This window comes from Bailinhaonella thermotolerans, from assembly GCF_003594875.1.
Classification (GTDB): domain Bacteria; phylum Actinomycetota; class Actinomycetes; order Streptosporangiales; family Streptosporangiaceae; genus Bailinhaonella; species Bailinhaonella thermotolerans.
Map to the genome: position 1 here is coordinate 344,742 of NZ_QZEY01000002.1, position 12,840 is coordinate 357,581.

Genomic DNA, 12,840 nt, shown 5'->3' on the forward strand with positions numbered 1-12,840 from the left:
GGCTGAGATGATGGCACACCGGGCTAGTACCTGCCGAGGTGGAAGTCGTCCAGGGAGACGCGGGTGTACGGCTCGGCGCCGCCGTTCTGCCGGATGAAGATCCCCGGGCGCGGGTAGTAGTTGTCCACGCGGCGCGGCGCGTGCGGCAGGTCGTCGCTCGCCTCGACCGCGAGCCGCCCGTTCACCCAGAGCCGGACCGTCCGGGTCTTCCCGGACAGCTCGCAGGCCACCTGGAGCCGGTTCGCCCGCTTCGGGTCGAACCCCTCGGCCCTGGTGGCCGGGGTCAGCTCGTTGTCGGCCTGATCGGCGGCCACCCGGCGGACGATCGCGTTGCCGTCGTAGCGCAGGATCACCTCGTGCCAGAGCCACTTGACCTTGGCCCGGTCGGCGGGGTCGCGCCCGATGTCCGAGGCCGGGCAGTACACCCCGACCTGGGCGTCGGGCCTGGCGGTCTCGAACTTGACGCTCACGCTGAGCAGGGTCCGGTCGGGGAGCCTGATCCCGAGCCCGGGCGAGGCCTCGCGGTACGTCTCGCTGCTGTTCGTCGCCATGGTGTACCTGCCGTCGCCGGTGAAGCCCCGGTAGGCGTCCTTGGACACGGCGTCCGACGGCCAGACGCTGCCCTCGGCCACCTTGAAGTCGTCGGTCATGAGCTCCTCGGCGACGGCCGGCGGGCCGCCGTTCAGCAGCGCCGCCAGCCCGGCCGCCGCCGCGGCCACCAGCGCCACCGCGCCCACGCCGCCGCCGATCAGCAGCCCCCACCGGTTCGCCTTCCCGCCCCGCGGCGCGCTCCCGCCGCCGGGGCCGTGCGGCTCGCGCGGGCCCTCCCCCGCCTCGCCCTCGGGCATGCGGGCGGTCCGCGGCGCGCCCGGCACCTGGGCGGTGGGCGCCGCGGGGGGCGCGACGGCGGTCGGCTCCGCGCCCGCCGCGGCCGCCCCTCCGGGCGCGACGGCGGCGGGGGCGGGGAGGGTCACGCGCACGGTCCCGGCGATGCGCTCGGCGTCCGCGTCCTGGCCGACCAGGAGGTTCAGCAGCTCGCGGGTGCCGGGCCGGGCGGCCGGGTCCTTGCTCAGCGCCGCCTCGACCACCCCGCGCAGACGCGCGTCCACCCGGCTCAGGTCGGGGGTCTCGTGCACGACGCGGTACAGCACCTCGGGGATCGTGCGCCCGCCGAACAGCGAGTGCCCGGTCGCGGCGTAGGCGACCACGCACCCCCAGGCGAAGATGTCGGAGGCCGGGGCGACGTCGCCGCCGGTCAGCAGCTCGGGCGCCATGTACTCCGGCGTGCCCAGGATCTTCCCGGTGGCGGTCTTCTCGGCCATGGTGTCCAGCGCCCGCGCGATGCCGAAGTCGATCACGCGCGGCCCCAGCGGCGACAGCACCACGTTCGCGGGCTTGAGGTCCCGGTGGATCACCCCCGCGCCGTGGATCGCGGTCAGCGCGGTCGCGATACCGACGGCCAGCGCCTCCAGGTTCGAGCCGGTCAGCGGTCCGTTCTGCCGTACGGCCGCCGCCAGGTCGGGCCCGGGGACGTACTCGGTCACGACGTACAGGCGCGGCCCGGCCAGGTCGGCGTCGAGCACCGGCGCGGTGCAGAACCGGTGCACCTTGCGCGCCGCCTCCACCTCGCGGCGGAACCTGGCGACGAAGTCGGGGTCGGCGGTCAGCTCGGCGTTGATCACCTTCACGGCGACACGGGCCCCCGCCGGGCTCTCGGCCAGGTAGACCGTCCCCATGCCGCCCCGGCCCAGGCGGGCCAGCGTCCGGTACGGCCCCAGCGAGGCGGGGTCGCCGGTCTGGAGGGTGCCACCCTGCGGCTGGTCGTATCGATTCACGCTCACGTTCCCCGTACGGCACGATGATCTCGGGCGGGCATCATCGCATGCCCCGCGCCTCCCCCGGATACGAGTTACCAAGCAAAGCGCAATACGTCACCTTTTGTCAGCGCTTCGCCGTAAATAACCGGAAACATACCGGCAACATCTCGGGCCTACGCTGCGCCGCATGGAGATCACGCTGACCGCCGAGCCCCCGGGCTCGCCCGTCATCCTCGGCCTGTGCGCGGCCCAGCAGGCCGAGCTGGCCGGCCGGTACGCCGAGGAGCACACGCCCCTCGCCGTCCACCCCGGGATCCGCTTCGTGGTGGCCTGGGCCGGCCGCGACCCGGCCGGATGCGCGGGCCTGCAGCTCCTGGAACCCGGCGTCGGCGAGCTCAAGCGCATGTACGTCGTCCCCGGGCACCGCGGCAGAGGCCTGTCCCGGCTCCTGCTGGCCGAGGTCGAGCGGCTCGCGCGCGAGGACGGCCTCCGCGAGATCCGCCTGGAGACGGGCGACCGGCAGCCCGAGGCCATCGCCCTCTACACCTCCAGCGGCTACCGCGAGATCCCCCGCTTCGGCCCCTACGAGGACTGGCCCCTCAGTCACTGCTTCGCCAAGGCCCTCTGACGCCCGCGCGCCTCGCGCCGGTCTCGCGGTCTCCGCCCCCGACGGCGCGGGCGGGGATCACGTGACCGGCGCGCGGCCTGCCCGGGCTCGCCGGGCGGCGGTCAGGGACGGGCGGTCGGGGACGGGCGGTCGGGGACGGGCGGTCAGGGGACGAGGGCGCCGGGGTTGAGGACGCCGGCCGGGTCGAGGGCGGCCTTGACCGCGCGCAGGACGTCCACGCCCAGCTCGCCGATCTCGGCGGCGTACCAGGGCCGGTGGTCGCGGCCGACGCCGTGGTGGTGGCTGATCGTGCCGCCCGCCTCGATGATCGCCTGGTTCGCCGCGTGCTTGGCGGCCGCCCACTCGCCCAGCGGGTCGCCGCCCTGCGCGGTGACCACGGTGAAGTACAGCGACGCGCCGGTGGCGTACACGTGCGAGATGTGGCACATGACCAGCGGGGTCACGCCGTGCGCCGAGAGCGCCGAGGTGATCGCCAGGCGCACGGCCTCGTACAGGCGCGGCACGCCCGACCAGAACGCCGCGGTCTCCAGGGTCTCGACCGTCGCCCCGGCGCCGAGCAGCGAGTCCCGCAGGTACGGCGCCGAGTAGCGCCCGTGCGCCCACGCCTCGCCGGGCTCGGGGCCCAGCGGCTCCCCGCCGTGGCGCCGCAGCACGCCCGAGGCCGCGGCCTGGCGGGCGGCCGCCTCCTCGGCGGCGCCCTCGTATCCGGCGACGACCAGGCAGCCCGCGGCGGTGTCCAGCGCGCCCAGGTCGCCCGGCCGGGCCAGCCCGATCATGGTCTCGGTCTCGTCGGACAGCCGCAGCACCGTCGGCAGCGGCCCCTCCTGCGCCAGCGCGCGCAGCGCCGCGGCCCCCTCGGCGAAGCCCGCGAAGCGCCACCCCTCGTACAGCCGCACGGCGGGCGCCCGCCGTACGCGGACGGTCAGGGAGGTGATCACGCCGAACGCGCCCTCGGAGCCCAGCACGAGCTGGCGCAGGTCCGGCCCGGCGGCCGACTTGGGGGCGCGGCCGGCGTCGAGCGTGCCGCGCGGGGTGGCCACGCGCAGGGCCACCACGAGGTCGTCGAAGCGGCCGTACCCGGCCGAGGCCTGGCCGCTGGAGCGCGCGGCGGCGAACCCGCCGAGGGTGGCGTACTCGAAGGACTGCGGGAAGTGCCCGATCGTGAGCCCGTGCGCGGCCAGCAGCGCCTCGGCCTGCGGCGCGCGCACGCCCGGCTCGAACGTCGCCGTCATCGACTCCGGGTCCACCGCGAGCAGGCGATTCATCCGGCCCACGTCGAGCGCGACGACGCCGGCGAACCCCTGGGGCGAGGCGGTCAGGCCGCCCACCACGGAGGTGCCGCCGCCGAACGGCACGACGGCCAGCCGGTGCGCCGTGCACACCGACAGGACCGCGAGCACCTCTTCGTGCGTGGCGGGCAGCACGACCGCGCCGGGGGCGTCGGATCCGTCCCCCGCGCGCATCCGCAGCAGGTCCGGGGTGGACTTGCCGCGCGTGTGGCGGATGCGGGCGTCGTCGTCGGTGCGCACGTGGCCGGGGCCGACGACGGCCTCCAGCGCCGTGAGCGCGGCCGGGGGCAGCGCGGCGGCGGGCAGCCGCACCTCCCCGAAGGTGGCCTCCGGCGCCGCGGGGGGCTTGACCCCCAGCATGTCCCGCAGCAGCGCGCGGACCCCTTCGGGCAGTTCGGCGGCCTTGGCCGGGTCTCCCCACCCGGACCAGAGCATCGGTTCGGCGCTCACGCTCGCGATCCCCTCCTCACTTCGGCTCCCCCGGGGACGGGCCCCCGCGTCCCGGCCGCGCGGCGGCGGCCTTCCCCGCGGAACGGGCTTACACTGTGACATATGGCGTCGATTCGTCACAAGAACCGGGCCGACGACGACGTGGTCCTGGACGCCGCCCGGGACTGCGTGCTCGCGGTGGGAGTGCGGCGGACCACGCTGACCGAGGTGGCGCGGCGCGCGGGGATGTCCCGCATGACCATCTACCGGCGCTGGCCGGACGTCCGCTCGCTCGTTGGGGACCTCATGACCCGCGAATGGGTGAACCTGGCCAGGGAGGCCGAGGACGCGGCGGCCGGGGAGAGCGCCCGCGAGCGGGGCGTGGCCGCGATCGCCGCCGCGGTCTCGGCGCTGACCGCCCACCCGCTCTGGCGCAAGATCGTGGACGTGGACCCCGAGCTGCTGCTGCCGTACCTGCTGCACCGCCTGGGCTCCAGCCAGCACACGATGATCGGGATGACCGCGCGGATCGTCCGCGAGGGCCAGGCCGACGGCAGCGTGCGCGCCGGGGACCCGGCCGTCCTGGCCCGCGCGGTGTTCCTGACCGCGCAGTCCTTCGCGCTGTCGGCCGGGGTCGCCGGGGCGCCGCCGGAGGAGCTGGCCGCCCTCCTGGACCGGTACCTCCGCCCGTGACGGCGCACGCTCCGGCCCCGCCCGCCCCGGCCCCGCGCCGCCCGGCCGCCTCCGGCCTGCCGTACGTCCCGGCGGCGTACGCCCTGGCGACGCGCGACGCGGCGGCGCGCGGCCCCGGCGGGCGCGAGCTGACGCCGCACGACCTGACGCCGCACGACCTGACGACGCACGACCTGACGACGTACGAGGGGTGACCGTGAACTCGTCGCTGAACGCCGCCCGCCGGGCCAGGGAACTGGGCCTGGTCGCCGAGGAGACCGTGGACCTGCTGGTCGTGGGCCTGGGCGCCACCGGCGCGGGCGTCGCGCTGGACGCCGCGTCGCGCGGCCTGTCCGTCGCCGCGATCGACGCGCACGACCTGGCCTTCGGGACCTCGCGGTGGAGCTCCAAGCTGATCCACGGCGGCCTGCGGTACCTCGCCTCCGGGCAGGTCGGGCTGGCCCGTGAGAGCGCCGTCGAGCGCGGGATCCTGATGCGCCGCACCGCGCCCCACCTGGTGGCCGCGCAGCCGTTCGCGATGCCGCTCACCGCCTCGGTGGGCCGAGCCCAGGAGAGCCTGGTCCGGGCCGGGCTGCGCGCCGGCGACCTGCTGCGGATCTCCGCCGGGACGCCCCGCCGCGTCCTCCCCGGGCCCAGCTCCCTCCCGGCCCGCGAGACCCTGCGCCTGGTCCCCGGCCTGCGGGCGGACGGCCTGCGCGGCGCCCTGCTCTCCTGGGACGGCCGGCTGACCGATGACGCCCGCCTCGTCGTGGCGATCGCCCGCACCGCCGCCGCGCACGGGGCCCGCGTCCTCACCCGCTGCCGCGCGCTCTCCCTCACCGGCGCGGGCGCGGTCGTCCGCGACGAGCTGACCGGCGAGGAGTTCACCGTGCGCGCCCGCGCCGTGGTCAACGCCGCCGGGGTCTGGGCCGGGGGCCTCGACGGGTCCGTACGGCTGCGCCCCTCGCGCGGCACGCACCTGGTGCTGCGCGCCGAGACCCTCGGCTCGCCGCGGGCCGGGCTGCACGTGCCGATCCCCGGCGAGCTGAACCGCTTCGTGCTCGTGCTGCCGCAGCACGACGGCCGGGTGTACGTCGGGCTGACCGACGAGCCGGTGGAGGGCCCGGTCCCGGACGTGCCGGAGGTCCCGGAGTCCGACGTGGACTTCCTGCTGGGCGTCCTCGGGAGCGTGCTGGAGCGGCCGGTGCCCCGCGAGGCCGTCGCGGGCGCGTTCGCCGGCCTGCGCCCGCTGCTGGACGCCGGGGGCCGCACCTCCGACCTCTCACGCCACCACGCGGTCCTCACCTCACCCGAGGGCGTGATCACGGTCGTCGGCGGCAAGCTCACGACGTACCGCCGCATGGCCGAGGACGCCGTGGACGCCGCCGTCGCCGCCCGCGGCCTGCGCGCCGGGCGGTCCGTCACCGCCGGGCTGCCGCTCGTGGGCGCGGCCGACCCCGCCGCCGTCCCCGCCCCGGCGCGGCTCGCCCGCCGATACGGCGCCGAGGCCCCGGCCGTCCTGTCGCTGGCCTCCCTCGACCCGTCCCTGGCCGCGCCCGTCGCGCCCGGCTCGCCGGTCACCGGGGCCGAGCTGGCGTTCGCCGTACGCCACGAGGGGGCGCTGGACGTGGCGGACCTGCTGGACCGGCGCACCCGGGTCGGGCTGATCCCCGAGGACCGGGAGGCCGCCGTCCCCGCCGCCCGCGAGGCGCTCGCCCGCTGAGCCCGCCGGGACAGATCCCGCCGGGCCCGCCGCGAGATCCTGTCCGCACATCGGCCGAAAGCGAGGGACGTCACCGAAAGTGAGAGGTGTCACTGCCCCGGAACGGGGGATTAGGTTAGTCTTACCTAATCGAACGAGTGAGAGGCGGTAGGCGAGCGTGACCGACGGGGGCCAGGGGACGCCGGGGGCGAGGGCGCGCGGCTGCGCGCACGCCTACGGATGCCACACGCCCGCCGTGCCGGCGTTCGCCAGCGCCACCGTGGGGGCCCGGGCCTGGCTGCTCGTGGAACACGAGGGACCCTGGGCCGCCTACCTCGACGAGTGCGCCTCACTGCCCCCCGAGGTCGCCGGGCTGGTCGCCCGCGCGACCGAGGCCGGGGTGCGGCCCCAGCTCATCCGCAGGCCCGGCGCCCGGCGGCGCGACGCGTCCGCCCGGCGGGTCTATGTCGGCTGGTCCGCGGGCGACTCTCCGTGGCTGGAGGAGCGGGTCGTCACCGATCTCGCCGATCTCGCCCGGCTCGATCTGGACGCCGTCGCCCGGGGCGAGCGGCCGCACTTCGGCCCTCTCGTCACCGAACCGGTGGCGCTCGTCTGCACCCACGCCAAGCGCAACGCCTGCTGCGCCCGGCTGGGCCTCCCACTCGCACGCGAGCTGCACGACAAATGGCCGCGAAACGTATGGGAAACGACACATGTCGGCGGCGATCGATACGCCGCTAACCTGGTGTGCTTGCCACACGGGCTCTACTACGGCAGCATGTCCCAGGCTGCGGCGATCGCCGCAGTCGAAGCTTACCGGCGCGGCGAGGTCATCCTCGACCGTCTCCGGGGGCGCTCAGGCATCCCAGAGCCACTGCAAGCCGCTGAGCATTTCGTGCGTGCCCATACGGGAGAGCTCGCGCTCGGCGGAGTGGCCGTGGAGTCCAGTGTGACGGACGGCGACGCCACCGAGGCCATCGTGCTCGGGGGTGGCGCCCGGTATCGGGTAGTGGTCGAACGATCGGCCTTCAGGCCGTGCCCCCCTGCGGGCGCGCCGGAGTGCACCGATACGATCGCAACCTACCGGTTGGCCCTGCTGCTCGAAATGAGCCGGCAGCCGGCCACGTCCGCCCGGGCATAGGGACCGCACAAGCGGGAACACCACGGCCGGATCCGGCGTTGGACTCAGGGATGCCTCAGAGCGTCCAATGCGGCACAAAACCCGAAATAACTCCTCTACCTACGTCACGAAGGTGGTTCACTCATGTCTCAGGTGCGTCGGCAGCTCAACCGCCCGCGTCCCAGCTGGGGATGGCAGGATGATGCCGCGTGCCGCGGAGAGGACCTGGTGCTGTTCTTCGGCCCGGACGGTGAGCGCCAGCCCGAGCGTGAGATCCGCGAGCGCAAGGCCAAGTCGATCTGCGCTCAGTGCCCGGTTCGCGCCGAGTGCCTGGACTACGCCCTGTCCCGGCCCGAGAAGTACGGCACCTGGGGCGGCCTGAACGAGGACGAGCGCGCCTCCGAGCGTCGCCGCCGCATGCGCCGCGCCGCGAGCGCCGGCATCAGCGCCGCCTGACGAAATCCTCCGAACCACGCCCTGACCGCGGCGGCATTCCCCGGTTTCACCGCCGGGAGGCCGCCGCGAACTCATGGCCGGTTCCCCCGTTCTCCGCGCACCCGGGCGCGCCGCCCGCCGCCTCCCCGTGGACCGGCGACCGCGCCCGGGCTTTTCGCTGCCCGGCCCGGGGCCGCTCACGCGCCCCTGACCCGGTCGAGGAGCGCGAGCACGTCGGCGTCGGTGAGCTGGTCGAACCGGCGGTACCACTGGCCGACGGCCCGGAACGCCCACGGGGTGGCCAGCACGATCACGTCGTCGGCCTCGCGGCGCATGGCCTCCACCGTCTCCGCCGCCCCGACCGGGACGGCCAGCACGAGGCGGCGCGGGCTCCCGGCCCGCACGGCGCGCAGGGCCGCCCGCGCGGTCACGCCGGTGGCCAGCCCGTCGTCCACCACCACGACGTCGCGCCCGGCGAACGCGGGAAGCTCCCGCCCGGGGCGGTAGGCGGCCACGCGCCGCGCCAGCTCGCGCCGCTCGGCGGCCAGCGTCCCGGCCATCTCCGCGGGCTCGATCCCCAGGCGGGCCATCAGGTCCTCGTCGTAGACGGGATCGCCGCCCTCGGCCACCGCCCCGACGCCCAGCTCCGGCTGCCGCGGATAACCGATCTTGCGGGTGACCAGGACGTCCATCTCCGCGTCCAGCCGCCGGGCGACGGCCCCGGCCACGGCGACCCCGCCGCGCGGAAGCGCCAGCACCAGCGGCCGGTCCAGCCCGAGCGCCGCGACCCGGCCGGCCAGCAGCCGCCCGGCGTCGGCCCGGTCGGACAGCGGGAGGCGCACCTCCGGCTCCGCGTGCCGCCCCGCCACGGTCGTCACCCCCTCGCGCACACCAGTGATCTACCCAGCCTCCATCAAGATCACCCATCCAAGATCGCGCGGCGGGGCGGTCCCGCCCGCCGGGCGGGCGGGACCGCGGAGACGCCTACGGCCGGTTGCGGCCGCTGCGGCGCATCTCCTTGTGGATCACCTTCCACTGCCGCGTCTTCTCCTGGCGCAGGCGGGCGTCGGTGCGGCTGGCCATCCACTGCGCCTCGCGCTGGAGCTTGCGCCAGCTCGCGAGCCGCCGGTACGGCAGTTCGCCGGACTCGACCGCGGCGAGCACCGCGCACCCCGGCTCGGCGTCGTGGCCGCAGTCGGCGAACCGGCAGTCCGCGGCGAGCCCCTCGATGTCGGAGAACACCAGGTCGACGCCCTCGCTCATCTCGTAGAGGCCGACCCGCCGGATGCCCGGGGTGTCGATGATCAGCCCGCCGCCGGCCAGCGTGATCAGCTCGCGGTGGGTGGTGGTGTGCCGCCCGCGCCCGTCGCTCGCCCGGATCTGCTGGGTGACCATGACCTCCTCCCCCGCCAGCGCGTTGGTCAGCGTGGACTTGCCCGCGCCGGACGGCCCGAGCAGCACCGCCGTACGGCTGCCGCCCAGGTGCGCGCGGACGAGGTCCACGCCCTCGCCGGTGACCGAGGAGATGGCGTGGACGTCCACGCCGGGGGCGACGGCGGCGACGTCGTCCATGAGCGAGTCGAGCGCGTCGCCGAGCAGGTCGGCCTTGCTGATCACCACGACCGGGGTGGCGCCGCTCTCCCAGGCCAGGGCGAGCAGCCGCTCGATGCGGCTCAGGTCGGCGGTGTCGGTGGCGTGCATGGCGGGCTCCACCACGAACGCCAGGTCCACGTTGGCGGCCAGCACCTGGCCCTGCGAGTCGTCGGAGAGCCCGCCGCGCGAGGTCCGCCCCACGCCCGCGCGCACGAGCGCCGTGCGGCGGGGCAGGACGGCGGCCACCTCGTGCCGCCCGTCGGGCAGCTCGCGCAGCCCGGCCCAGTCGCCCACGCAGGGCAGCGAGATCGGGTCGGCGGCTCCGGCGCGGCGCACGGCGGCGGACTGGGCCGCCCTGACGTGGCCGTCCGCGGTGAGGACCTCGGCGGTGCCGCGGTCGACGCGCGAGACCCGGCCGGGCACGAGGCCGGCGGGGAGCTCAGCGGCGAGAGCGTCGTTCCAGCCGAGAAGAGAGAGATCGAAACCCACTTCGGGGACACCCTTCGGAACGGCGGGCGCCCGAGCGGAATCGGGTCAGGCGGGCACCCGCGAGGAGATGGACTGAAGGCATGCCTGGACCACGGCCATAGTCCTCACCTCCTCGTTCCGGCGCCGCGCACCTTCCGTGCGGCGATCATCGCCAGCATACATCCGCCGCGGCCCCCTCGCACCTCGATAGGGCGGCGGCCGGGGCCGGGCCTCACGCTTCCCGGCCCGCTCCGGCCATCACCTTGGCGACCAGGCCGTACGCCTCGGCCCAGTCGGCTTCGAGCGCGTCGGACCAGCCGGGGCCGGAGAAGTGCGCGAGCGTGGCGAGCAGGCTGGCGCCGACCTCCGGGTAGTGGTCGGCGAGCACGCCGAAGCCCTGGTGCGCCCGGCCCAGCTCCCGCAGGTACGGCACGAGCTCGCCGGGCCGGTCCACGAGCCCGACGATCCGGGAGAGCGCGCCGAGCAGGACCTCGTGCTGGCGCGTCATCGAGGCCGGGAACAGGGGGCGCAGGTCGGGGCGGCGGCGGAAGAGGTCGGCGTAGAAGAACGCGGCCACCTCCGCCCCGTTCGCGGCGACGAGTGCGAAGTTGTCCTTCAGGCGCTGACCGTCCACGGAAACCTCCGGTAAACCCTCGCGTGGCTGCGACCCTAGGCGCGCCCCCGACCACGGGCAACCCCTCCCCCGGCCCGGCCCGCACCCCGCTTCCGGCCCGGCCGGCGCCCCCGGGCCAGGCCGCCGCGGGAAGGTCAACGCGGGTTGACGAACCCGGCGGAGTCAACCTAGATTGACCGCCCAGAAGGGGTCAACCAAAGTTGACCAGAGGGAGGACCGCATGACGAGTGAGACCGCCGTGGCGGTGCGCGGGCTGCGCATGCGCTACGGCACGCGCGACGTGCTCGACGGCGTGGAGTTCGAGGTCCGGCGGGGCGAGGTCGTGTGCCTGCTCGGGCCCAACGGCGCGGGCAAGACCACGACCATCGAGATCCTGGAGGGGTTCCGCGCGCGCTCGGCCGGCGAGGTCGAGGTGCTGGGGACCGACCCGGCCACCGGCGGCGAGGACTGGCGGGCCAGGACCGGCGTGGTGCTCCAGTCCTGGCGCGACCACGCCCGGTGGACCGCCCGCCACCTGCTGCGCCACCTGGGCGCCTACTACACGCCGTACTCCACGCCCGCCAGGCCCAGGCCGTACGACGTGGACGAGCTGATCGAGATGGTGGGGCTGGGCGAGCACGCCGACCAGAAGGTCAGGCTGCTGTCCGGCGGGCAGCGGCGGCGGCTGGACGTGGCGATCGGCATCGTGGGACGGCCGGAGCTGCTGTTCCTCGACGAGCCGACCGCGGGGTTCGACCCGCACGCGCGGCGCGAGTTCCACGAGCTCGTGCTGCGGCTGGCCGGAGCCGAGGAGACGACGGTCCTGCTGACCACGCACGACCTGGACGAGGCGGAGAAGCTGGCCGACCGGATCCTGATCCTCGCGGACGGGCGGATCGTGGCCGACGGCACCACCGCCGGGCTGGCGGAGCGGTTCGCGGGCGCGGCCCGGGTGAGCTGGCGGCTCGACGGCGAGCGGCGCTCGGTCACGACCCCCGACGCGACCCGGTTCCTGCGCGGCCTGCTGGCCGAGCACGGCGAGGCGGTCGCCGACCTGGAGGTGCGACGGCCCAGTCTGGAGGACACCTACCTCGCGCTGGTGCGCCGGCACGAGGCGGGCGCCTCCCGCGGCGAGTCCGCGCGGGAGTTCGGGGCGGAGACAGGCGGCCGGGCCCCCGGGCCCGGGAGGATCGAGAGCGGGGAGGCCGCGCGATGAACCGGACGGCGCACGCCGTGCGCGTGGGACTGGCCCGGGGGTGGCACGAGTTCGGGCTCAGCGTCCGCAGCCCGCAGGACCAGGGCTTCTATGTGTTCATGGCGGTCGCCACCCTGGCCTACCTGTTCTGGAACCGGGACGACAGGGTCGAGGGGACCTCGCTGCTCATGCCGTCGGTGGCGCTGCCCAGCATGCTCGGGATGGTGATGGTCTTCGGGACCGTGGCCGGGCCGGCGTTCTCGCTGGCCCTGGAGCGCGAGGACGGGACGCTGCTGCGCGCCAGGGCCGTGCCCCGGGGCGTCACCGGGTACGTCACCGGCCAGGTCCTCTTCCAGAGCCTGCAGGTCGTCCCGGTGTTCGCGCTCATCCTGCTGCCCGGCCTGCTGCTGTTCGACGGCCTGGCGCACCGGGGCGCGGCCGGGTGGCTCACGGTGGCCTGGGTGATCCCGCTCGGCCTGCTCGCGGTGATGCCGATCGGGATCGTCCTCGGCGCGCTCGCGCCGAACGCCCAGAAGGTCGGCACGTGGGGGATGCTCCCGGTGTTCGGGCTCGCGGCCATCTCGGGGATCTTCACGCCGATCACCGCGCTGTGGGGCTGGGTCCAGGTGGTCGCCCAGGTCTTCCCGATGTACTGGATCGGCCTCGGCATGCGCTCGGCGTTCCTGCCGGACGCGGCGGCGGCGCTGGAGGTGGGCGGGTCCTGGCGGACCTGGCAGACGGTGGCGGTGCTGGCCGCCTGGGCCGTCGCCGGGGCGCTCGCCGCGCCCCCCGTGCTGCGGCGCGCGGCCCGCCGCACCTCCGGGTCCCAGGTGGAGGCCGCCAGGGAGGCCGCCGCCCAGCTCGTCCGCTGAGCCCGGG

At 75.7% G+C, this 12,840-nt stretch carries 13 protein-coding genes; 8 read left to right on the forward strand and 5 right to left on the reverse strand.

The window, feature by feature from the left end; translation table 11 throughout:
* Positions 1-23: 23 nt before the first annotated feature.
* Positions 24-1,835, reverse strand: coding sequence for a serine/threonine-protein kinase (locus tag D5H75_RS06740; RefSeq protein ID WP_206781948.1), 1,812 nt, complete (start codon positions 1,833-1,835; stop codon positions 24-26).
* Between the two features lie 169 nt (positions 1,836-2,004).
* Here D5H75_RS06740 and D5H75_RS06745 point away from each other — a divergent pair, with 169 nt between their 5' ends.
* Positions 2,005-2,445, forward strand: a complete 441-nt coding sequence (locus D5H75_RS06745) for a GNAT family N-acetyltransferase (RefSeq protein ID WP_119925470.1) — start codon at positions 2,005-2,007, stop codon at positions 2,443-2,445.
* A 143-nt stretch (positions 2,446-2,588) separates the two neighbouring features.
* Here D5H75_RS06745 and D5H75_RS06750 read toward each other — a convergent pair whose 3' ends face one another.
* Positions 2,589-4,169, reverse strand: a complete 1,581-nt coding sequence (locus D5H75_RS06750; protein ID WP_119925927.1) for an FAD-binding oxidoreductase — start codon at positions 4,167-4,169, stop codon at positions 2,589-2,591.
* Positions 4,170-4,286: 117 nt separating this feature from the next.
* On the opposite strand from D5H75_RS06750, the gene D5H75_RS06755 reads away from it, so the two are divergent.
* The 5 genes from D5H75_RS06755 to D5H75_RS06775 all read left to right on the forward strand — a co-directional run bounded on the left by D5H75_RS06755 (position 4,287) and on the right by D5H75_RS06775 (position 8,113).
* Positions 4,287-4,856, forward strand: coding sequence for a TetR/AcrR family transcriptional regulator (locus D5H75_RS06755; protein WP_119925471.1), 570 nt, complete (start codon positions 4,287-4,289; stop codon positions 4,854-4,856).
* Positions 4,853-5,050, forward strand: coding sequence for a hypothetical protein (locus D5H75_RS06760; RefSeq protein ID WP_119925472.1), 198 nt, complete (start codon positions 4,853-4,855; stop codon positions 5,048-5,050). The genes D5H75_RS06755 and D5H75_RS06760 overlap by 4 nt, the downstream gene beginning before the upstream one ends.
* Entirely contained in the window at positions 5,047-6,558 is a 1,512-nt protein-coding gene (locus tag D5H75_RS06765; RefSeq protein WP_119925473.1) for a glycerol-3-phosphate dehydrogenase/oxidase, read from the forward strand. The genes D5H75_RS06760 and D5H75_RS06765 overlap by 4 nt, the downstream gene beginning before the upstream one ends.
* Positions 6,559-6,793: 235 nt before the next feature.
* Entirely contained in the window at positions 6,794-7,678 is an 885-nt protein-coding gene (locus D5H75_RS06770) for a sucrase ferredoxin (protein ID WP_242454026.1), read from the forward strand.
* Positions 7,679-7,801: 123 nt separating this feature from the next.
* On the forward strand, positions 7,802-8,113 hold the full coding sequence (locus D5H75_RS06775) for a WhiB family transcriptional regulator (protein ID WP_119925475.1): 312 nt from the start codon (positions 7,802-7,804) through the stop codon (positions 8,111-8,113).
* Positions 8,114-8,289: 176 nt separating this feature from the next.
* Here the strand turns inward: D5H75_RS06775 and D5H75_RS06780 are convergent, their stop codons facing one another.
* From D5H75_RS06780 to D5H75_RS06790, 3 genes are all read right to left on the reverse strand, one after another.
* A complete protein-coding gene (locus D5H75_RS06780) occupies positions 8,290-8,982 on the reverse strand; it encodes a phosphoribosyltransferase (protein ID WP_242454027.1) in 693 nt (230 codons plus the stop codon).
* A 94-nt stretch (positions 8,983-9,076) separates the two neighbouring features.
* Positions 9,077-10,174, reverse strand: a complete 1,098-nt coding sequence (gene rsgA / locus D5H75_RS06785) for a ribosome small subunit-dependent GTPase A (RefSeq protein ID WP_119925476.1) — start codon at positions 10,172-10,174, stop codon at positions 9,077-9,079.
* Positions 10,175-10,385: 211 nt separating this feature from the next.
* On the reverse strand, positions 10,386-10,787 hold the full coding sequence (locus tag D5H75_RS06790) for a globin domain-containing protein (protein WP_119925477.1): 402 nt from the start codon (positions 10,785-10,787) through the stop codon (positions 10,386-10,388).
* Positions 10,788-11,007: 220 nt separating this feature from the next.
* Between D5H75_RS06790 and D5H75_RS06795 the strand changes: the two genes are divergently transcribed.
* Together D5H75_RS06795 and D5H75_RS06800 are read left to right on the forward strand one after the other, a co-directional pair.
* Positions 11,008-11,982 carry an ABC transporter ATP-binding protein gene (locus tag D5H75_RS06795; protein WP_202637897.1) on the forward strand — a complete coding sequence of 325 codons (975 nt, stop codon included), beginning with the start codon at positions 11,008-11,010 and terminating at the stop codon, positions 11,980-11,982.
* Positions 11,979-12,833, forward strand: a complete 855-nt coding sequence (locus D5H75_RS06800) for an ABC transporter permease (protein ID WP_119925478.1) — start codon at positions 11,979-11,981, stop codon at positions 12,831-12,833. The genes D5H75_RS06795 and D5H75_RS06800 overlap by 4 nt, the downstream gene beginning before the upstream one ends.
* The last annotated feature ends 7 nt before the right edge of the window (positions 12,834-12,840 follow it).